Source organism: Shewanella sp. SG41-4 (genome assembly GCF_014164505.1).
Lineage (GTDB): Bacteria > Pseudomonadota > Gammaproteobacteria > Enterobacterales > Shewanellaceae > Shewanella.
Genome location: NZ_JACJFI010000001.1, coordinates 58372 through 79686 on the forward strand (window position 1 = coordinate 58372; position 21315 = coordinate 79686).

Annotated in this window: 21 protein-coding genes; 2 read left to right on the forward strand and 19 right to left on the reverse strand. The window is 40.5% G+C overall.

Annotation, left to right across the window (positions count from 1 at the left end; translation table 11 throughout):
* Positions 1–88: 88 nt before the first annotated feature.
* The 5 genes from H5202_RS24125 to H5202_RS00230 form a co-directional block, all read right to left on the reverse strand.
* Positions 89–1033, reverse strand: a complete 945-nt coding sequence (locus H5202_RS24125; RefSeq protein WP_336244769.1) for a methyl-accepting chemotaxis protein — start codon at positions 1031–1033, stop codon at positions 89–91.
* Positions 1034–1072: 39 nt separating this feature from the next.
* The gene (locus H5202_RS24130; protein WP_259397140.1) at positions 1073–1672 is read right to left on the reverse strand and encodes a PAS domain-containing protein; all 600 of its coding nucleotides are present in this window, start codon (positions 1670–1672) and stop codon (positions 1073–1075) included.
* Positions 1673–2206: 534 nt separating this feature from the next.
* Positions 2207–3220 (reverse strand): succinylglutamate desuccinylase/aspartoacylase family protein, encoded by a 1014-nt coding sequence (locus H5202_RS00220; protein ID WP_182769962.1) that lies wholly within the window; start codon positions 3218–3220, stop codon positions 2207–2209.
* Positions 3220–4125: a 30S ribosomal protein S6--L-glutamate ligase gene (gene rimK / locus H5202_RS00225; RefSeq protein WP_182769963.1), complete on the reverse strand. Its 906-nt coding sequence runs from the start codon at positions 4123–4125 to the stop codon at positions 3220–3222. The genes H5202_RS00220 and rimK overlap by 1 nt, the downstream gene beginning before the upstream one ends.
* A gap of 3 nt (positions 4126–4128) precedes the next feature.
* Positions 4129–4560 (reverse strand): ATP-dependent zinc protease family protein, encoded by a 432-nt coding sequence (locus H5202_RS00230; protein ID WP_182769964.1) that lies wholly within the window; start codon positions 4558–4560, stop codon positions 4129–4131.
* A 469-nt stretch (positions 4561–5029) separates the two neighbouring features.
* Between H5202_RS00230 and H5202_RS00235 the strand changes: the two genes are divergently transcribed.
* Positions 5030–5701, forward strand: coding sequence for a DUF2461 domain-containing protein (locus tag H5202_RS00235; protein ID WP_182769965.1), 672 nt, complete (start codon positions 5030–5032; stop codon positions 5699–5701).
* A 245-nt stretch (positions 5702–5946) separates the two neighbouring features.
* Complete coding sequence (locus tag H5202_RS00240) at positions 5947–7332, forward strand: RsmB/NOP family class I SAM-dependent RNA methyltransferase (RefSeq protein ID WP_182769966.1); 1386 nt, start codon at positions 5947–5949, stop codon at positions 7330–7332.
* Positions 7333–7418: 86 nt separating this feature from the next.
* On the opposite strand, the gene H5202_RS00245 is transcribed toward H5202_RS00240, so the two are convergent.
* The 14 genes from H5202_RS00245 to flhB form a co-directional block, all read right to left on the reverse strand.
* Complete coding sequence (locus tag H5202_RS00245) at positions 7419–7817, reverse strand: DUF2802 domain-containing protein (protein WP_182769967.1); 399 nt, start codon at positions 7815–7817, stop codon at positions 7419–7421.
* A gap of 93 nt (positions 7818–7910) precedes the next feature.
* The gene (locus H5202_RS00250; protein WP_124730261.1) at positions 7911–8405 is read right to left on the reverse strand and encodes a chemotaxis protein CheW; all 495 of its coding nucleotides are present in this window, start codon (positions 8403–8405) and stop codon (positions 7911–7913) included.
* Positions 8406–8407: 2 nt separating this feature from the next.
* A complete protein-coding gene (locus H5202_RS00255) occupies positions 8408–9490 on the reverse strand; it encodes a chemotaxis protein CheW (RefSeq protein WP_182769968.1) in 1083 nt (360 codons plus the stop codon).
* A complete protein-coding gene (locus tag H5202_RS00260; RefSeq protein WP_182769969.1) occupies positions 9474–10268 on the reverse strand; it encodes a ParA family protein in 795 nt (264 codons plus the stop codon). The genes H5202_RS00255 and H5202_RS00260 overlap by 17 nt, the downstream gene beginning before the upstream one ends.
* A 47-nt stretch (positions 10269–10315) precedes the next feature.
* Positions 10316–10777 carry a membrane anchored protein in chemotaxis locus gene (locus H5202_RS00265; RefSeq protein WP_336244770.1) on the reverse strand — a complete coding sequence of 154 codons (462 nt, stop codon included), beginning with the start codon at positions 10775–10777 and terminating at the stop codon, positions 10316–10318.
* Entirely contained in the window at positions 10770–11966 is a 1197-nt protein-coding gene (locus H5202_RS00270) for a protein-glutamate methylesterase/protein-glutamine glutaminase (protein WP_182769970.1), read from the reverse strand. The genes H5202_RS00265 and H5202_RS00270 overlap by 8 nt, the downstream gene beginning before the upstream one ends.
* Before the next feature lie 34 nt (positions 11967–12000).
* A complete protein-coding gene (locus tag H5202_RS00275) occupies positions 12001–14208 on the reverse strand; it encodes a chemotaxis protein CheA (protein ID WP_182769971.1) in 2208 nt (735 codons plus the stop codon).
* A 15-nt stretch (positions 14209–14223) separates the two neighbouring features.
* The gene (locus tag H5202_RS00280; protein ID WP_182769972.1) at positions 14224–14961 is read right to left on the reverse strand and encodes a protein phosphatase CheZ; all 738 of its coding nucleotides are present in this window, start codon (positions 14959–14961) and stop codon (positions 14224–14226) included.
* 13 nt (positions 14962–14974) lie between these two features.
* Positions 14975–15358: a chemotaxis response regulator CheY gene (cheY, locus tag H5202_RS00285; protein WP_011919599.1), complete on the reverse strand. Its 384-nt coding sequence runs from the start codon at positions 15356–15358 to the stop codon at positions 14975–14977.
* 44 nt (positions 15359–15402) lie between these two features.
* A complete protein-coding gene (locus tag H5202_RS00290) occupies positions 15403–16122 on the reverse strand; it encodes an RNA polymerase sigma factor FliA (protein WP_182769973.1) in 720 nt (239 codons plus the stop codon).
* A complete protein-coding gene (locus H5202_RS00295) occupies positions 16115–16996 on the reverse strand; it encodes a MinD/ParA family protein (RefSeq protein WP_011636672.1) in 882 nt (293 codons plus the stop codon). The genes H5202_RS00290 and H5202_RS00295 overlap by 8 nt, the downstream gene beginning before the upstream one ends.
* A 4-nt stretch (positions 16997–17000) precedes the next feature.
* Positions 17001–18386, reverse strand: a complete 1386-nt coding sequence (flhF, locus tag H5202_RS00300; RefSeq protein WP_182769974.1) for a flagellar biosynthesis protein FlhF — start codon at positions 18384–18386, stop codon at positions 17001–17003.
* Positions 18387–18415: 29 nt separating this feature from the next.
* Complete coding sequence (gene flhA / locus H5202_RS00305; protein WP_272490465.1) at positions 18416–20515, reverse strand: flagellar biosynthesis protein FlhA; 2100 nt, start codon at positions 20513–20515, stop codon at positions 18416–18418.
* 116 nt (positions 20516–20631) lie between these two features.
* Positions 20632–21315 (reverse strand): flagellar type III secretion system protein FlhB (gene flhB, locus H5202_RS00310; protein WP_182769975.1); only part of this gene is annotated, 684 nt, incomplete at its 5' end.

The window sequence follows — 21315 nt, forward strand, 5'->3', positions numbered from 1 at the left end:
TCTGCAGTACGAGACCCAATAAAAAAGGCCAGAAATCGCAATGATTTCTGGCTTTTTTGACGCTATAAATGATTCTGTGGCGTATAGTCTATTTCTTACCTAATGTACCTACAGCAAAACGCCTGATAATAGATCGAACCATCAACACTGACTGACCCAACTCACTGCTGTTATGTAACGATTTCTCTGATGAGGCTTTAGTAATCTCAGCAGAATCCGCAATATCAATAATTTGTTGATTAATATGTTCTGCTACAGCACTCTGCTGCTCAACCGCTGCGGACATATCTAAAGTAAGTTGAGTGATTTGCTCAACTGATTGGTTAATAGACGCTAATGCATTACGTGTTTTATCTACAATTTCAACGCCTTTAGTAGCAGCTTGTTCGCCTCTAACCGACACTTCAACAGCATTACTCGCTCGCTTAGTTAATACACTTACTATGCTGTGAATTCTATCGGTAGATTCACGGGTTTTCAGTGCAAGGGAACGCACTTCGTCAGCAACCACGCTAAATCCACGACCTTGCTCTCCGGCCCTTGCTGCTTCAATAGCGGCATTTAAGGCTAATAAATTGGTTTGGTCTGCAATACTCGATATCAAACTAGCCGCTTGACCAATTTCATTAGTTGATTCAGATAACTCTCGTACTGTTTTAGCAATATCTGCTACAGATAGATTTAATTCATCAATAGACTGCTTAGCCTGATTAGCCAGCAAAGCTCCAGCATTCACATTGTCTGACGCTTCTTTTGCGCTATAAGCATTTCGCTCAACGTTAGAAGACACTTCTTGGATAGCAGTAGACATTTGGGTAATTGCCGAGGCAATTTGTTGTGTTGATCCACTTTGTAAGCTCACCGCTTTAGCCGTAGATTCTGCCTCAAGCTGAGTGTGTTCGACAATGCCATCTAATGATTTTGCAGCATCTTCAATCCTTGTCATTGCAGTACGGCAACGCGCAACTTCGCAACCTAGCGCTAGTTTTGCCTGCGCTTTTGCGCCAAAGTCAGCAAAATAGGTTTCTGCCACTATGAGATCTGTGAACGAATTAGGATTAAGTTGGACAACTTAAAACCAGTCTTGTTGCTGCTTATAGCCCAACCATGCCGTTGACAATATAAGGGTACATAAGCCCATTGCACCAGGGAGCACGCCCCAAAATTCAGTTAATGCGATGGACAAAATAAACATCGGTAACCATGCAGGTAACAGTTTAATCACTTGATGTTTTATTATTGCATGAAGTGGTCTTGGTGACTTGTTAGCTTTTATTCTGGCATAAGCCGCTTCTGCACGAGCTATCTCGGATGGTAGTGCTGTCACCCTAACCGACTCGTAACCAGCGACTTTATTGTTTTCGAATACTGGAGTAACAAATGCGCTAACCCAATAATAGTCACCATTTTTACGACGGTTTTTAACCAGTCCCATCCACACTTTGCCGCTTGAAATACAGGCCCACATATCCTTAAACACTTCACTTGGCATATCTGGATGACGCACAAGATTATGTGGTTTACCAATTAATTCATTTTTTTCAAAACCACTGACCTCAACAAAAGCATCATTACAATAAGTAATATGGCCGCGTAGATCGGTTCCTGAAATTAAACGAAGATCATCATCGAAGTGGTATTGATTGAGGGTAACGGGTTGATTATTTCGCATAAATACTAACATCCTTGTTTTTGTATTGTGGATAATGAAATCCATTAATACTATCTATTACACTGAAGGTCCATAGACTACAGTGCCATTTATATGGGGTAAAAAAGTATGAAACCACTGTAGAAATTGAGTCAAAATTCTATTTACTATAAGTCATTATAGTTTGATATGTATTCTAGAATTGTCAATTAAATAATTAATTGACACAGTAACTTACCGTATAGGTGGTGATAAAAATAAGTTTATAACAAGATTTTTTTAACTTTATTTGAAAAAATAATTTTGAAGGTAAGCAGCTAAGATAAAACGTTTTTATAAATTTATTCCATCAGCTATCCAGAGGTAGGATTAGATAGGATAAGGATGAATAACTCATTAACGACATATCTTGGCTATAGACTTAATCCGTGGGGCAAAATTACCCCACAAATTAATTTAGCTCAAATGATCTAAGTAATATTGTTTAAGCGCTAACAAAACTCAATTCGAGTATTCAGCAGAACAATGACTAAATACGTCAATGCAAAAAGTATATTAAGCGTACTCTTGCATAAAATCATCAAGATTATCGTTGATAATTTCTATCTCATCGCCGCTAAATTGCGCGATATGAAATAAGGCTTCACCTTCATTGGTAACAGGAATATTACTGTTACCAATGATAATCCCGTCTGTCGGCGCCAGCAATGGCAACGGTTCACCGCCCAAAGGGTTAACGATGTTGGCTAACACCTGCCCTTTAGAGACGCGTTCACCCAATTTAAGCTTAATATTAACCAATCCGTCAGACTCACTGCGAACCCAATAACTGCGGCTTGCATTAACACTGGTAGTTTTAGTTTTAATTTTGCCTTTAGTCATAGTTAAGTAGCGCATCACATTGATAACGCCATTAACACCAGATTTAATCGACATATCACTAAAGCGTAATGCTTCACCGGCCTCGTATAAAATACAAGGAATGTTCAGGCTGTTGGCATAACCACGCATTGAACCTTCACGGGCTTTTGATGACATTATCACCGGTGCACCAAAGGCATTTGCCATGTCGAGCATCACTTCATCGTCGGTATCACAACGGATCTGCGGTAAGTTATCACGATGGATAGCACCGGTATGTAAATCGACTATATGCGTTGCACGTTTAACTAAAACACTACTGAATAAATGCGCTAAACGACTTGCTAGCGCACCTTTAGCTGAGCCCGGAAAACAGCGGTTTAAATCGCGGCGATCCGGTAAGTAACGAGATTGTTGAATAAAACCAAATACGTTAACTATTGGAACAATTAACAAGGTTCCCGTTAAGGTTTTAGCATTAACACGACCGAGCAAACGTCGACATATTTCAATGCCATTTAACTCATCACCATGAATCGCTGCGCAAACCATTAAAACAGGTCCGGCTTTAGTGCCATGAAACACTTCAACGTGCAAATCCATCGGCGTATCATTATACAGTTTTGCTGCGGGCAATTTGACACTTTGTTGAGTGCCTGCCGCTACGCTAACATCACCGATAACAAACGGTTCGTGCTTTCTTGCCATTAACCAACCCCTTTCGTTTTCGAACTAGTAGATTTAACGTTTTTCTCTATAAACTGAATTATTTTTTCAGCAACATCAATACCAGTGGCTTTTTCGATGCCTTCAAGACCCGGAGATGAGTTTACTTCCATCACTAATGGACCATGTTTAGAACGTAAAATATCTACACCAGCTACATTTAGACCCATTGTTTTAGCGGCACGTAAGGCAGTTGAACGCTCTTCAGGAGTTAATTTAACAATGCTAGCAGAACCACCACGGTGTAAATTAGAACGAAACTCGCCTGGTAAGGCTTGGCGTTTCATCGCGGCAATCACTTTGTCACCAATAACGAAACAACGAATATCAGCACCACCCGCTTCAGCGATATATTCTTGTACCATGATGTTAGCTTTTAGACCCATAAATGCTTCAATAACCGATTCAGCCGCTTTACGCGTTTCAGCTAAGACAACACCAATACCTTGAGTACCCTCAAGTAATTTAATGACACAAGGGGCGCCACCAACCATGTCCAATAAATCAGGAATATCAGCAGGCTTACTAGCAAAACCAGTAACCGGTAAACCGATATTCTTACGTGACAAGAGTTGCAGAGAACGTAATTTATCGCGTGAGCGAGTAATGGCAACAGATTCGTTTAACGGGTGAGTGCCCATCATCTCAAACTGACGTAGTACCGCTGTTCCATAAAAGGTTACAGATGCGCCAATACGCGGAATAACCGCATCAAACTTTGGTAATTCTTGACCACGAACATGAATACTAGGTGCATTCATGTTGATGTTCATATAACACTTTAATGGGTCGACGATTTTTACGACATGACCGCGGGCTTCAGCGGCTTCTTTTAATCGACTGGTCGAATATAAATTCTTATTTCTCGACATTATTGCAATATGCATTTGTTATTCTCCTGCTAAAAATGATTCTGCTGAATTAACCAAAAAACGCCCTGCTAATGCGCGGCGTCCCAATAACATTCTAAATTTCATGTGATCTCTATTGGTTAACGTCAGTTCGATGTCAAAAAGTTGGTCACCGATAAGGATCGGTGTTTTTATCACGTAGCGCTTAGTCACATGACCACCAGAATCACTTACATCTCGGCGATCAAATACAAGGAATTCACACACTACTTCACGATCTGAGTCTTGCTCTGGATGAAGCCAGACTCTTACCCACTTTTGATTTTCTTTTTGAAACGGTTTGATTTTGAACGCATGTAAACAAGACGTTTTTGCGCCAGTATCCACTTTGATTTTGACTCTTTCGTTGCCAATATCAGGAAAAGTGCCCCATTCACGCCAACCCACAATACCGAGGGAATGTTCAGTCATGGTCAATCCTTTCTTATAGAGGAATTATTCATTCCAAAGTGTAATTTTTAATAAAATCAATATTTGAGCAGACTCCACAATTAGTTTAATTGATTGCACTGCTCAACTTATATTATTTTTGCTAACAAAGGTTAGCCGACAAGGTTTTCTGTCAAAAAAGTATCCTTCGCAACAATTTTAACACCAACACTTTATTTATATCAAATTAACATTAATAACATACCGAAAAAAAATCTTAATGTCAGTAAGTTACAACAATAATACGGCAATATTTAAAGCGCTAAAAAATCATGTTTTCCATAAAATTTGATACAAAAAACACATAATTAACATAAAAATGTTCAAATAACGTACATTATATTAATGGCTTAAATCAATCTAAGCTGTTTGACTCTGAGTTGAGATTGTTTAACATGATAGCCAAATTATAACATTATTATCTGCATCGCTATTGTAAAAAGGTATGGTCATGTTCAGTCAATGTAGTTTTGATTTTTTAAACAGTCTAGCAGTTAACAACGACAGAGAATGGTTTAAAACCAACCAACAGCAATATGAAGACCAAGTCAGGACGCCCGCTTTACAATTTATTGAAGCCATGCAAGGGCCCATTTTAGCGATGTCGCCACGATTTATCGCAGTGGCTAAAAAAGTGGGTGGTAGCCTAATGCGTCCGCAACGCGACAGTCGCTTTAGCAAAGATAAAACGCCTTATAAAACCAATGTAGGTATTCAGTTTAGGCATTTTCAAGCTAAAGATGTTCACGCTCCTGGTTTTTATGTCCACATAGCCAATGATGAATGCTTCATCGCAGCTGGCATTTGGCACCCTGAGTCAAAAGTGCTTAATGCCATTCGTCATTGTATTGATGAAAACCCCAATGCTTACCAGAAGGCATTAGAGCAACTCATGCAAGCGGGGTTTGAATTGACAGGAGATAGGTTAACTCGACCACCACGCGGATTTGATAAACACCATCCTATGATTAACGAGCTGAAGCGAAAAGACTTTATTGCCATCAAACCCATTAGCATGCAGCAAATATGTCAGGCTGATTTTGTGGAGTTTTGTGCACAAGAATATCAACATACGCGAGCACTAATGGCCTATTTATGTTTTGCATTGGATTTAGACTTTTAGCACAGGTGAATCATACATCATAAAATAAGCGTCGTTTCGATGGCGCTTAGTTCCTTATTTAATACAGAACGTTAACGATAATCTTTAGAATGATTTCATTTTACTAAATGGTCATTCACCTATGATGTCATTTTTCGTCAGCATAGTTTTAGGTCATCATTTAGATAAGCCGTGTTAAACTAACAAAAAATAGTCCCCCTGTTCAGCACGTTGTTACCTGCTGCACGGTAATATCAGGTCAATTCATGAGTCATAATATTCCCGCCAAGTCTAACGCAACAACATCAGACGAGACACATGCGCAAGAAATAGCTGCGACGACACCAGCACAAAAGCGAGCCCTAAGTTACTCAACCACCATTGAGACCTTGTTTAACCAGGTAATGAGTACCAACATGCCTGCTGATCGAATCATTGGCCAATATTTTAGAGAACATAAAAAACATGGTTCAAAAGATAGACGAGTGATCCGTGAGAGTTTGTTTGGTCTATTTCGCTGGTGGGGTTGGTTAAGCCAATTAGATTCAAGTCAAAAACACACTACATGGTTTCAACAGCTAAGCACTTGTGCAATGTTGGAACAACATGAGTGGAATGATATTATTCATGCTTGGAATGACTTCGCAAATTGGCCTCAAGCCCGCGCAGACCAAATCGAACAGGATAATAATGCTTCATTAAATGACAAATTAACCACCTTTGTTACTGTTAGTGGCATCGATGCCTGTCAATTAACACAGTTGTTACCACTCTGGTTTTGGCAACAGTGCCCTATTGATGATGTCGATCAGTATGCTGTTGTTAACGCAATGAGCAGCCGACCTCCAATCTGGTCTCGTGCACAAACATTACCAACAGATAAAGTGATTGAATCTCTTAACCAAGCGGGCGTTGAAGCAAAAGCGAGTAGTTACTTCTCAGATGCCATCAATTTAGGTCATAAGAGTATTAATCTAAATGAAATAGATGTTTATAAACAAGGTTATCTTGAAATTCAAGATTTAGCCTCGCAAGTTATTGGCCAGATTTGTCAGCCAAGCAGTGATGAACAATGGTGGGATGCTTGTAGTGGTGCTGGCGGTAAAACGCTGCAATTATATTCATTAATGTTGCAGCAAGGCTCAGCCTTAACAGGCAGTATTATTGCATCAGATATTCGAACTAAGCCGTTGGAAGAGCTGCGTAAACGTGCCAAGCGTGCAGGTTTTGAGCATATTAGTGTTGCACCGTGGAAAGGTGACTTATTACCTGTAGATGCGAATGCCTTTGACGGAGTGTTAGTTGATGCACCGTGCAGTTGTACTGGTACTTGGCGCCGCAATCCAGACATGCGATGGCTTGATGATGCCAGTGCAATAACAGACAAACCAATACTACAATTGGCTATTTTACGACGTAGTGCTGCCGCAGTAAAATTGGGTGGTAAATTGGTTTACGCAACATGCTCTTTATCACCAAGTGAAAATGAGCAAATCGTAAATAAATTCTTATCTGAAACATCAGAATTTGAACTGGAACCAGTCATACATCCTTTTACTGGGAAGCAATGTGATATGTTGACGATTTGGCCACAACAAGCAAATAGTGATGGTATGTTTGTGGCAAAAATGCGCCGTAAGCAACCAAACTAAACCAACATTTCACACAAGAGCTAAAAACTAAAAAGCCATCGTATCGATGGCTTTTATATGACGACAAAATGTTTAACAATATTCTATTATTTGCGGTGAAGGCGTAATATCAATTCAGCTTCTGCTTTAGGTAACTCACACTCTTGCATTAATTCTTCAATACCTGCGCCCAACCCCACCATTTTAACGGCCCTAGAGTACAATTTAGCTTGTGGATCTTGTTGGCTGGCTTCTTCAAGCATGTCGAACTGTTTGGAGAGCTTTTTCTCTAATTCGACAACTCGCCTACCTACGCCAATAGTGCCACTGCGCAATTCGTGAAGTTCACGTTTAACGACCTCTCTTTGACGGTCGCTTTCCTTTACCAGCACAGTCAGCGCATCTACTTTAGTCTTTAATTTGCTCGACTGTTTTTGTAAATAAAGCACTAAACCAAGACAAGCAATAACGTACACTAAAGCTGCAATTAGAAATTCATCACCCATTAACATACCTTTGTGGCTTTAACAAAAAATAAAACTGAAGCCAAAACAAAAAGCCAACGGTTATTCGGTTGGCTTTTTTTCTTGATGACACAATTAGATTTGAGTTAATTCAACCCACTCATCGTCAGATAATAATTTATCTAAATCAACTAAAATTAATAGCTCATTGTCGCGATTACTTACACCTTGAATAAATTTAGCACTTTCTTCCGTGCCCACATTTGGCGCATTATCGATTTCAGAACGACGTAAATAAACCACTTCGGCTACGCTATCAACCAAAATACCAATAACTTGTTTTTCTGCCTCAATAATCACAATACGAGTCGAGTCATCTAATTCAGCAGATTGCAAACCAAAACGTGAGCGAGTATCGATAACCGTGACAACGTTTCCGCGAAGGTTAATGATCCCTAGCACATAATCAGGTGCACCTGGCACTGGAGCAATTTCGGTATAACGTAATACTTCTTGAACTTGCATTACGTTTATTCCATAGGTTTCATTATCTAACTTAAATGTTACCCATTGTAATACTGCATCGTCTTTACCTGCAGCAACCGCTGCTACACTTCTAGAATCGCTCATAGTTAACCTCGGTCAATCGAATCCTGACAACCTAAACCTGCATCAAGCATTTTGATTAGTGCTTGAACATGTAAAATGCCACACATTTGTTGTTTTACTACCCCAGCAAGCCAAGGACGCTTACCCGGTTTTTCACGCCAATTGACGTGTGATTTATCTATTTTAACGGCGTTAACTAACGATTCGCACGTTAATCCCCACTGACTATCTTCAAGCATTACAAGATATTTATAATTTACTGTTTGTGCTAATTCTGGTGAATATTTTTCAGGCATCACCCATGCACACGTATCAACTACATTTATTTTAGTATCTCGGTGGGTTTGCACCCCTTTAAACCAAGAGGGTCGGCCTATAAGATGGCTTATCTTCTCAATTTTAATAATTCCACCCAAACTCACCAACGGCACTGCTAGTGTTAACCCTGCTACATTGAAAAATAACACCTGAAACTCATCATCAAGTAATTCCTGTAAATCATGAGTAATGCTCGGTGGTTGATACCCAACTTGAGTCTGGGGTGCGTCATCCTGTTGCGACGCTGAATGCTCTACTAACTGTTCATGCTTAATGATAGCTTCTTTTATATCAGCATGTGAACTTTCATCATTGTTTATATCGACTAACGGCTTGATTTCTTTATCCGTTAGTTCTGTTTTTTGTATTATTTTATTATTAACTACCGTTTCAGACTCAATATGAGTGATGGCATGACGAACTCGTTCCGAACTGGCTTTAATCTGTTGGGATAAATCACTATCTGCGGGTGCTTTAGATACAGCAGATAATAATTTTTCAAGTGCCAACTTATCGACACTAGTCGTTGGTTCTGCAAACTGCCTGACAATGGCAGGTGCAACCTTAGTCGATGTTAGTAGTGAATAATGTGTCGACAATATGTTTTCAGTCGATGTGCGAGTCGTTTTTTCCTCGCTAACATTTGCCGTTTTAGAGTCTATATCATTAACCGAATTAACAGAAATACTTGGTTTAACCTCAAGGGTTTGCTCAGGAATCGATTCGGGCGATTCCTGTAATAAAAGACTGAAATAATCAAAAACAGTTTCATCAACCGATTTTGACATGGGTAAACTCCTGAGAAAATAAAAAGTCCAGCAGACGATTATATGCTTTTACACCGCGACTACTGGCTGAATAATGTGATGCAGGTAAATGAGCCAAGCTTGCATCTCTGAATTTTGTATCCACTGGTATCACATCACTAGGCCACAGAGTTGAGCCATATTTATCCTGCAAAAATTGTAATGCTATTGGGGAGGCTTTAGTGCGCTTGTCATACATTGTGGGCAATACAGTATAGCTATAACGGGTTTTCTTAGAACGCCCCATAATTTCCATGGTTTTCACCATTCGCTCTAGGCCTTTTATGGCTAAAAATTCAGTCTGAACAGGTATAATAATGTGATGACTGGCTGCTAATGCATTAACCATTAACACCCCTAAAACTGGCGGACAATCGATAATAGCCACATCATACTTATCTTCAAGTAACGCTAATAAGTTGCGTAATACCAAACCCATTCCTTCTTGATGGCCTAATGACCGGTCAAGGGTCGCTAACGCCATATTAGCAGGTATGAGATCGAGTCCTTCAATTTGAGTTGGAATGACATTTTGCAAAATAAATTCTTGAGTCAGTGTTTTATGATTCAAAAATACGTCATAAAGCGAACAAGGTACTTCATCAGAATCAATACCTAAGTAATAGCCCAATGAAGCATGAGGATCGGTGTCAATCATTAGCACTCGTTGACCACGCTTAACCAGTGCTCCGGCTAAACTGGCTACAGTGGTGGTTTTACCTACACCACCTTTTTGGTTAGCTACCGTCCATACTTTCAAAAAAGCCTCTCACTTATTGTAATGATGCGGTTATTGAATACTGACTACTATTTTTGTTGCTTATCGTTGCGAGTTGTTACTCGGATCCCACCATTAGGTAAGCGGATCACTTTCACCCCTTGAGCATCTTCTGACACGATAACTTCTTGATCATTTGGTTGCACTGAAACATCGGTGTCATGCTTAACTTTATCAACTTCAGTAAGCTCAGTGCTATCTAAGGCTCCGGGGCCAAACAACACACTTTGCGCTTGCCCTTTCCCTGCTGAGGCAATAATTGCTTGAGTTTGTTCAGGATGTTGAATTAACCAATTAGCAATATTAACAGCTTGATCTTCCGGTGCCATCAACAACACTTGAGATTCTGTTAAACGTGTCACATCTTGCTCTAATAAAGTGATTTTTTGTTGAGCATCAATATACAAAGCCGCTAATACTAATATGACAATAAACGATAGAAACAATCCTAACATTTGCTTAGTCTGTATAGAATACTCAGACTTAGCCACGACTAGACTCTTTTAAAATGGCTTCAGCCATATTATCTAATGAAATAGAGTGAGACGCGATACCGGTTGATGCTACAGCTTGTGGCATACCATATACCACACAACTTGCTTCATCTTGCGCCCAAATAGTTGCACCAACAGACTTTAACATTCTAGAGCCTTCTCTACCGTCAGCTCCCATCCCCGTTAACACCACAGCCAAAACATCACCACTAAAAGCTTTAGATGCTGACGCAAAAGTAATATCAACGCACGGCTTATAATTCATTTCAGGAGTTCCGGGAATAACTTTTAATCTCCCAGAGATTCCATTTCGCTCAATCATAAGCTGCATTCCACCTGGTGCTAAATAAGCACAACCAGGACGCATTACATCTCCACTCTCAGCTTCTTTTACTTCAATTTTACATAAAGTATTTAAACGTGCTGCAAATGCTGGCGTAAACGCTGCGGGCATATGTTGAATTAACACAATAGGATGAGGATAATTTGCTGGAAATGCAGTTAATACCTTTTGTAATGCTACAGGTCCACCAGTCGATGTCCCAATAAGCAACAATTTATATTGTTTGCCACTGGCACGAATAGACGATATTGAAGACGTCGTCGGATTTGGAGTCGGACGATCTGCTGAGATTGTAGATAAACTGGAACGGGTAGTAACTGGCACTGTAGCTGAAGTCAAACGACTGCTTAACGGACGACGTTGTGTATTGATATCCGGAGTAGCTATCGTTGAGCGACGAGTTTCAGGTTGTGAGGTGGCCGTTAACGAGCTTGAACGATAGAGTCTGCGTCGACCTAATGCCTTTATTCGTTGCTGTAACAAAAGTATCGCGTCCTCTTTATTCGTCGCGATATCTTCAAAACGTTTAGGTATAAAATCAAGAGCACCAGCTTCTAACGCATCAAGCGTTGCTTTGGCACCATCATGAGTTAATGATGAAAACATTAAAATAGGGGTAGGATTAGTCGCCATGATCTCACGGACAGCAGTGATCCCATCCATCACAGGCATTTCAATATCCATCGTAATGACTTGAGGCTTTAACTTTGCAGCCATTTCAACAGCTTCTTTGCCGTTAACAGCAACGGCAACAACTTCGAGATCAGGATCTTGATTGACAATCTCACTGACTCGACGTCGAAAAAAGCTAGAATCATCAACAACTAGTACTTTTATGGCCATTTAATTCCTTAAATAATGGAACTTTTTTTATTTTTTATTTTTTACTTTTTACGTAATGTTTTAGCAGTCCAGGCACATCTAGAATAAGTGCAATACCACCATCTGAAGTAATAGTCGCACCTGCCATTCCTGGCGTACCTTGTAACATACTACCAAGCGGTTTAATGACGACTTCTTCTTGACCTATCAACGCATCAACAACAAAACCAATTTGCATGGTACCAAGCTGAACAATCACTACATGGCCATGTTTCTTATCACCATGTTTGAATGTTGACTTTTTACTGTGTAACCAGTGCTCTAGATAAAATAATGGCACGGCTTTGTTACGGAAAATAACCGTTAATTGACCATCGACAATATTGGTTTTTGTTAAATCTAAATTGAATATTTCGTTAACACTCGATAACGGTAACGCAAAGACTTGGTTAGATACGTCGACCATTAATGTTGGCATAATAGCCAACGTTAATGGCACTTTGATTTCAAGTACAGTGCCCTTGCCTTTCATTGAATCGATATAAACAGTACCGTTAAGCTGGTTGATACGGGTTTTCACCACATCCATACCTACGCCACGACCTGAAATATCTGAGATTTCAACTTTGGTTGAAAAACCTGGGGCAAAAATCAAGTTATAAGCTTCATTATCGGTCATTCTCGAGGCGGCATCTTCATCAAGCACACCACGACTTATCGCGATTTGTTTTAGTTTCTCAGGATCCATTCCTGCGCCATCATCCTCAATTTTAAGCAGGATGTGATCACCTTCTTGGCTAGCCGATAAGGTAATAGTACCCGTTCGAGGCTTACCGCTTGCCTCTCGAGTGATCGGCATTTCGATACCATGATCAACAGAGTTACGCACCAAGTGGACTAAAGGGTCGGCTAACGCCTCAACTAAGTTCTTATCAAGGTCGGTTTCTTCACCGATCATGATTAAGTCGATTTCTTTATTTAAAGTGCGCGCTAAATCGCGTACAACTCGAGGGAAACGACCAAAAACCTTCTTGATTGGTTGCATGCGGGTTTTCATCACCGCACCTTGTAGATCAGCCGTGACTAAATCAAGATTAGCAAGGGCCTTAGACATTTCCTCATCTTCACGAGAAATACCTAAGCTAACCAATCTGTTACGAACTAATACTAATTCACCAACCATATTCATGATTTGGTCTAAACGAGCAGTATCAACACGAACGGTTGTTTCGCCTTGTGGGACCGAAGCCGCTTTAGCAGGAGTTTTGTCTTTTATCGGTTCAACTTTTGGAGCAGCCGCCTGGGCAGGTGGCATAACCGGTTTAACAACAGGAGCAGAGCTAGCTTTAGCGGCTGGCGCAGGTGCAATCGGTTTAGTAGGTTGTGCTGGTGGAGGAATTTGCGATGTAGCAACCGGCGCAGTACCTTTACCGTGTAATTCATCTAAAAGACGTTCAAATTCATCGTCAGTTATTTCATCAGAATCAACAAGGGGTTCAACAATAGGCGTTGCAGCTGGCTTGGGTGGAGCAACAGGTTTGGATTTTGCTTCAAATGAACCTGAGCCATGTAATTCATCTAATAATGCTTCAAATTCATCATCAGTAATTTCATTGCTATTATTTGCAGCAGGTTTTGAATCAATATTGTCTTTTTTTACTTCAGAAGGTTTAGCTGAAACAGGGCTTTTACCCGGACCATGTAAGGCATCAAGCAAAGCTTCAAACTCTAACTCATCAATGTCATCAATACTGCCAGCATTAGAGGTTTCCACAGATGGAATACTAATATCTTCGACGTATTCAGGCTCGCTAAATTCAACAATATTTTCAATAGGTTCAGGCTCATCTTCCGTCATTTCTGAAGGTAATGGCGCACCTGAGCTTAATAATTTGAGTTTAGCAAGTAATGCAGAATCAGCAGGGTCTTGTGTTTCTCCCTGTTGAGTTTGAGCAAACATGGAATTAATTGCGTCGACCGCTTGCAAAATAATATCCATTAATTCTGCATTTACGCCACGTTTACCGGTGCGTAATAAATCGAACGTGTTTTCAGCTTCATGACATACGTCAACCATCGGCTTAAGACTTAAAAAACCAGCCCCACCTTTAACGGTATGGAATCCACGGAAAATAGCATTGAGTAAATCACTGTCATCAGGATTATTTTCAAGAGCAACTAGCTGCTCCTGTAGAAGCTCTAAAATCTCGCCAGCTTCAATTAAAAAGTCCTGGAGTATCTCTTCATCAACATCAAAAGACATTAAATTGACTCCTAATTAGAAACCCAGACTTGATAGCAGATCGTCTACTTCATCTTGACCTGTCACCACATCTTCACGCAGTTCAGCATGCATGATGGGACCTTCTGCTTCTATTTTATTTTCGTTTATAGTTGGCGATGATTCGGTAGTATGATCACCGAATACCGTTAGCATTGAGACCAAATTACTTTCTACTTCACGAACCAAATCAATCACTCGACGGATCATCTGCCCCGTCAAATCTTGGAAGTCTTGCGCCATCAAAATTTCATTTAATAACTCGCGAAGACGATTTGCATCATTTTCACTATGTAGCATAAACTGCTGAACATCATGACAAAGTGACTTAAACTCAGCCATTTCGATGTCACGACGCATCAATTTATCCCACATTGGCGTCACTGATTGAATATTGCTAATAATGGTATCGGCCAAAGGTAGACATTCTTCAACTGCATCCATAGTTTTATTTGCAGCTTGCTCTGTCATGTCGATAACATAGTTCAACCTTTCTTTAGCATCCGGTATTTCGGTATTGGCTAATTCAGATAAACGATTATCAACTTGGAAATCTTTGAGTGCACTATGGAGTTGTCGAGTTAACTTACCAACTTCTTCAAAAAGCTCACGCTGCAATGGCGTTGCAAGCTCTCTGATCATATCATCAGCTTTATCTTGTTGACCTAAGGTAAGCAATTCAACAAGTTCTTGGGCCTGTTCGAGAGTGATTAGCCCCGATATTGATGCCTGCATGACTTATCCTTGCTTATGCGAGTCGTTCAAAGATTTTATCTAACTTTTCTTTTAACGTAGCTGCAGTGAAAGGTTTTACCACATAGCCATTAACACCGGCTTGAGCGGCAGCAATAATCTGTTCACGCTTAGCTTCTGCGGTTACCATTAATACAGGTAAATGCTTTAATGAATCATCTGCACGGATTGCTCTAAGTAAATCGATACCTTGCATTCCTGGCATATTCCAGTCTGTTACTACAAAATCAAAATCGCCTTTTTGTAACATAGGTAGGGCTGTTGAGCCATCATCTGCTTCTTGGGTATTATTAAATCCCAAATCTCGCAACAAGTTCTTAATGATACGCCTCATTGTTGAAAAATCGTCAACAATAAGAATCTTCATATTCTTGTCCAAGGTTTCCTCCGGTGAGCTGACACTCGTTTGCTCTAGATAAGTTATTATTCTTGTGTCCAATGCTTGAGTTTCGCTTTTAATCTGAGCATTGCCTGACTTAATATCTGGCTTACTCGCGATTCGCTAACTTCAAGGATGGCACCGATTTCTTTTAAATTTAACGCTTCGTCGTAATATAACGACAATACTAGCGCATCTCTTTCTGGCAATGTCTTAATTGCTTCAACCAATGCAGAATGGAATTGAATTTCAGCAAGTGAATCAAAGGCTTCATCTGGTGATTGGTTGTCTGTGATTAACACATCTTGCGAAACACCAAGATCTTCTATTCCTATGACTTTACCTACAGAAACATCATTTAATATATGATGGTACTCATCGAGAGACATATCAAGCTTTTCAGCAATTTCGGTATCGTTAGCATCACGTCCAAATAGCTGGCCTAATTCATCAATTACTTGTGCTACACGACGATTATTACGATGTACTGAACGTGGAACCCAGTCACCGCGGCGAATTTCATCAATCATCGCACCACGGATTCTGATACCAGCAAAGGTTTCAAACTTAGCCCCTTTACTGTTATCAAATTTAGATGAGGCCTCAAGTAAGCCCATCATCCCAGCTTGTAATAAATCATCAAGTTGCACCGATGCTGGTAATCTTGCCAGCATATGATGAGCAATTCTTTTTACCAACGGTGCATACTGTTCAACAATAGACGTTTTGTTATCGAACTGAGTATACGCTGCGGCTTTATTCACTCGTTCTTCCTTCTTGTATCGGCTTACGTTGTACAAGACGTTCAACAAAAAACTCTAAATGACCACCTGGCTGTTGTGGAACGGGCCAAGTCATAATTTTATTGGCTAATCCGTGATAAGCAATAGCAGAAGGCGATTTAGGATACGCTTCAACGACTAACTTTTGCTTACGAACAGCTTTCCGTAAATTTTCATCAAATGGTATTGTTGCGACTAATTCTAGAGCAACATCTAAAAATCTATCAGTCACTTTACTGAGTTTAGCAAATAATTCCATACCTTCTCGTAAACTACGCACCATATTTGCCACAATTTTGAAGTGGAACACACCATGTTCACGACTTAAAATTTTAATCAGCGCATAAGCATCAGTAATCGATGTCGGTTCATCGCATACAACTATCAATACATCTTGTGATGCACGAGAGAAACTCAGCACCATGTCTGATATACCCGCAGCAGTATCCACAATTAAGATGTCGAACTGAGTACGCATTTCACTAAATGCACGGATCAACCCTGCATGTTGTGCTGGCGATAACTCAACCATTGCTTGAGAACCTGATGTGGCTGGTACAATACCGATACCTTTAGGTCCGCGTACAATGATGTCATCTAATTCGGCATCTCCGGACAAAACATGAGATAAATTTTTCTCCGCACGTATCCCAAGCATGACATCGACGTTGGCTAAACCTAAATCGGCATCAAGAACTAATACGCGTTTGCCTTTTTCAGCTAATGCTACCGCAGTATTAATTGACACACTTGTTTTACCCACTCCGCCTTTACCACCGGATACGGCAATTACTTTAACTTTATCGTTATTTGGTTGATTCATCATACGTAAACCACTTGCTTGATCCCGAGTCATATCTTTACTCAAATGCATAGGCTGTGTCATTAGACCACACTGTGTCTTGTGACGATTGTTGTTCTGTTTCATTTAACGCCGCCAGAGCCTGCTTCGCTAACTCTAACGTATCTGCCACTTTCATGTCCTCAGGAACACGTTGACCGTCAGTAACATAGCTCAATGGTAACTCATTTTGAATCAATACGCTCAATGCACCTGCAATTGATATCGATTCATCTAATTTTGTTAAGATCGCGCCCGCTAATGGAATTCGTTTAAAATGTTCTACAGCATCTTGTAATACCCGACGTTGGCCGGTAGCGGATAACACTAAGTAGCTCCGAATTGGGATTCTACTGTTTGCCGTTAAATTATCGAGTTGCTGATATAAGCGCATATCTCGCTGCCCCATACCTGCCGTATCAATTAATACTAACTTACGATTTCTAAATTGATATAAAATTTGTTCTAATTCGGTTAAATCATGTGCTTGCTTAACCGGACAGCCCATTATTTTGCCATAAGTGGCTAATTGCTCATAGGCGCCAATACGGTAATGGTCAGTGGTAATCAATGCTACCTGCTCTGGGCCATGATGGGCGGCAAATCGAGCGGCTATTTTAGCTAAAGAAGTTGTCTTCCCTACACCTGTTGGGCCTACAAACGCCACAACACCCCCGCGTTTGACAATATCATCGCCTTGGTTGTCGAGTAAATTAGCTAAACTTTGTGGTAATGCTCTCACTAAATCTGCTGGGGTGTAGTGTTGACTTAACCCAGCTAGTTTAGCAGCAACTGCAGGAGAAAACTCTGCTGCAATCAATTTACTTTCTAGCATGGCTCCGACAGGATCGGTACGCTTTTTTTGATCTTTCATCAATGACGACACTTGATGGGTTAATAAGTTACGTAATGCCGCCATTTCTTCGCGCAAAGCATCCATATCAGCAGATTGATTTTTATTGGTTTTTTTAGCTTGTTCTGGTGCTGCTTGCGATTGAAATGTTGATGCTGGTTTAGCAGACTTTGCCCCTTGTAATTGACGGGCCCATTCTGGTAATTCTGGTTCGTCTTGACGCACAGACATTTGTTGTTTCATACGATTATGCTGCTTTTCAAGCAATGCTTGTAAAGAATCAGCTTCAGGTGGTGGGTTCACCTTTGATTGAGCTTTCATGACAGGCTTAGCGCCTAATGACACTCGATCATCACTGACATCCATAAAACCGGCTGTCGGTGCTTGTGATGCGATTGCGGCTTTAGGTTCATCATAATCTACAGCAGCGACAATTTCGATTCCGCCAGTGACTTTTTTATTTGACATAATGACAGCGTCAGAACCTAAGGTTTCTTTTACTTGAGCCAATGCCGCGCGCATATCTTTGGCAAAAAATCGTTTAATTTTCACTTATGCACCTCTATAAACTGACGTTATCACTATTGGCCTACAGCAGAAACAATTCTAATTTGTTTCTCGTCTGGGATTTCTTGATAAGAAATCAATCGTAAATTTGGAATAGTGTATTTAACAAATCTTGACAGCGTTGACCTAAGCATACCCGATGTCAATAAAATGGCTGGTTGCCCTACCATTTCCTGCTTCTGTGCAGCGTCTAACAATGACTGCTGCATACGTTCTGCAAGACCAGGTTCAATATTAGGTCCTTCACCGCCAGTCGCCTGCATAGACTTATGCAACATCTGTTCCAACTCTGGCGCCAATGTGATGACGGGGATTTCGAGTTCTGGGCCAGAGATTTCTTGCACTATCATACGTTTTAACGCTATACGCACTGCTGCCGTTAATACTTCAGTGTCATTACTCTTAGTGCCGTACTCTAGTAATGTCTGCACTATGGTGCGTAAATCTCGTACCGATACCCCTTCATTAAGTAAGTTTTGCATCACTTTAACAACTGATCCCAGAGGCATTACATCTGGTACAAAGCCATCCACTAATTTAGGAGAGTTCTTGGCAAGCATATCCATTAACTGCTGGACTTCTTCATAACCTAATAGTTTGGCAGCATTATTACTCAGTAACTGGCTAATATGAGTCGCTACAACAGTTGCAGTATCGACTACGGTATAACCTAATGTTTGTGCATGTTCACGTTGCTCTGGCGCTATCCACACCGCCTCTAAACCAAAAGCTGGGTCACGAGTTTCAATACCGTCTAGCTTACCGTAAACTTGGCCTGGATTAATCGCTAATTCACAATCATGTCTAACTTCAGCCTCACCTACCACTACACCCATTAATGAAATGCGATACGCATTAGGTGATAAATCTAGATTGTCACGAATATGCACCGCAGGCACTAAAAAACCTAATTCTTGTGACAGTTTTTTACGTACGCCTTTGATTCTGCCTAATAATTCACCACCTTGAGACTTATCAACCAACGGAATTAAGCGATATCCAACTTCAAGACCAATAGTATCAACATGACGTACGTCGTCCCAGCTTAAATCTTTAGGTTCTTTATCCTTGCTCTCAACCGGCCCTTTAGTCGCTAACGTTAGTGCAGCTTGCTTTTTGTCAACATTACGCTTGTAAATAAAGTACGCAGCACCAGCGGTAATAAATGCAAATGTCAAAAACGCAACATGAGGCATACCAGGCACAATACCCATAATAAAGAGTAACCCAGCTGCAATGCCTAATGATTTATGACTGTCAAACATCTGACTGAACATCATTTGGCCCATATCGCCAGACTCGTTTTGACGAGTTACCATTAAAGCCGCGGCAATAGACAGCAATAAACCGGGAATTTGCGCAACTAAACCATCACCGATGGTTAGTAAGGTATAAATTTCAACCGCGCTAGAGAAGTCTAATCCATGCTGGATCATACCAATCACAAATCCACCAATCATATTGATGACTAAGATCATGATCCCTGCAATGGCATCACCTTTAACAAACTTTGAAGCACCATCCATCGCACCATAGAAGTCAGCTTCACGAGTCACTTCAGCACGGCGGATCCGCGCCTGGTCTTGGGTTAATGTGCCTGCATTTAAATCAGCATCAATGGCCATTTGCTTACCCGGCATTGCATCTAAGGTAAAACGAGCACTTACCTCAGCAATACGCCCCGCACCTTTAGTTACCACAGCAAAGTTAATGATAATAAGAATAATGAACACCACTAGACCAACGGCATAATTGCCGCCAATGACCACAGAACCAAACGCTTCAATCACTTTACCCGCAGCGGCACCGCCATTATGACCTTCAAGCAATACAATACGGGTAGAGGCGACGTTTAGAGCGAGTCTTAGTAGCGTTGCAATTAATAATACGGTAGGAAAAGCAGCAAAATCGAGTGGTCTGTCAGCATAAATAGCAACTAAGAGTACAACTAAAGCCAACGCAATATTGAATGAAAACAGAATATCTAGCAAAAATGCTGGAATGGGTAAAACCACCATTCCTAACGCAGCAAGTACTAATAAAGGCGTTCCGATCCCTTTAAAAGTAGATACTTTCATTTGTTTCATTTGGCCAAAAGCTGCTTTTGCATCCATATTAAGATGAACCCTTTATGTCAGATCACGGCGTCAATGGACTGTTATTTGACGCGAATAAACATACAAAGCAAAAACTAAGCCATAAATGTTATCTATCTAAAATAGATTATTTATTAGTGTTTTAAATCATCTGGTATGGGTTGTTTAAGCGGGATAGGTTTTGGCCGACGGCCTTTGCCTTTTTGATACTGTCTCAACTGGAATACATATGCGAGCACTTGGGCTACTGCGGTAAATAAACCTTCTGGTACTTGTTGATCCACTTTAGTCGTGTGGTAAATAGCACGAGCCAATGGCGGAGCGGATACGATAGCAACGTTATGCTCACGAGCAATTTCACGTATTCTAAAGGCTACGTCATCGACACCTTTGGCTACCAAAAAAGGTGCTGATGAGCGGCTTACATCGTACTTAACCGCCACGGCATAATGCTCTGGGTTAACCACAATAACATCTGCATTAGGCACTTCGGTCATCATGCGTCGCTGTGCCATCTCCTGCTGCATTTGTCTTATCCGACCTTTAACTTCAGGTTTACCTTCAGTATCTTTATATTCGTCTTTGATTTCCTGCTTGGTCATTTTCAACTGTTTATTGTGATTCCAAATTTGAAATGGCACATCAATAATCACAATTAATAACATCGAGCTGCAGAGTAAGATGAACATCCAAATAAGTAAATCTAGAGCATGGTATACATTGCCCGGCAGATGATCGCTGGACAGGGTCAAAATATCGTAGAAATAAAATTTTAGTAAAAAATAAGCCGATAACGCTACCACTGAAAACTTTGCAAT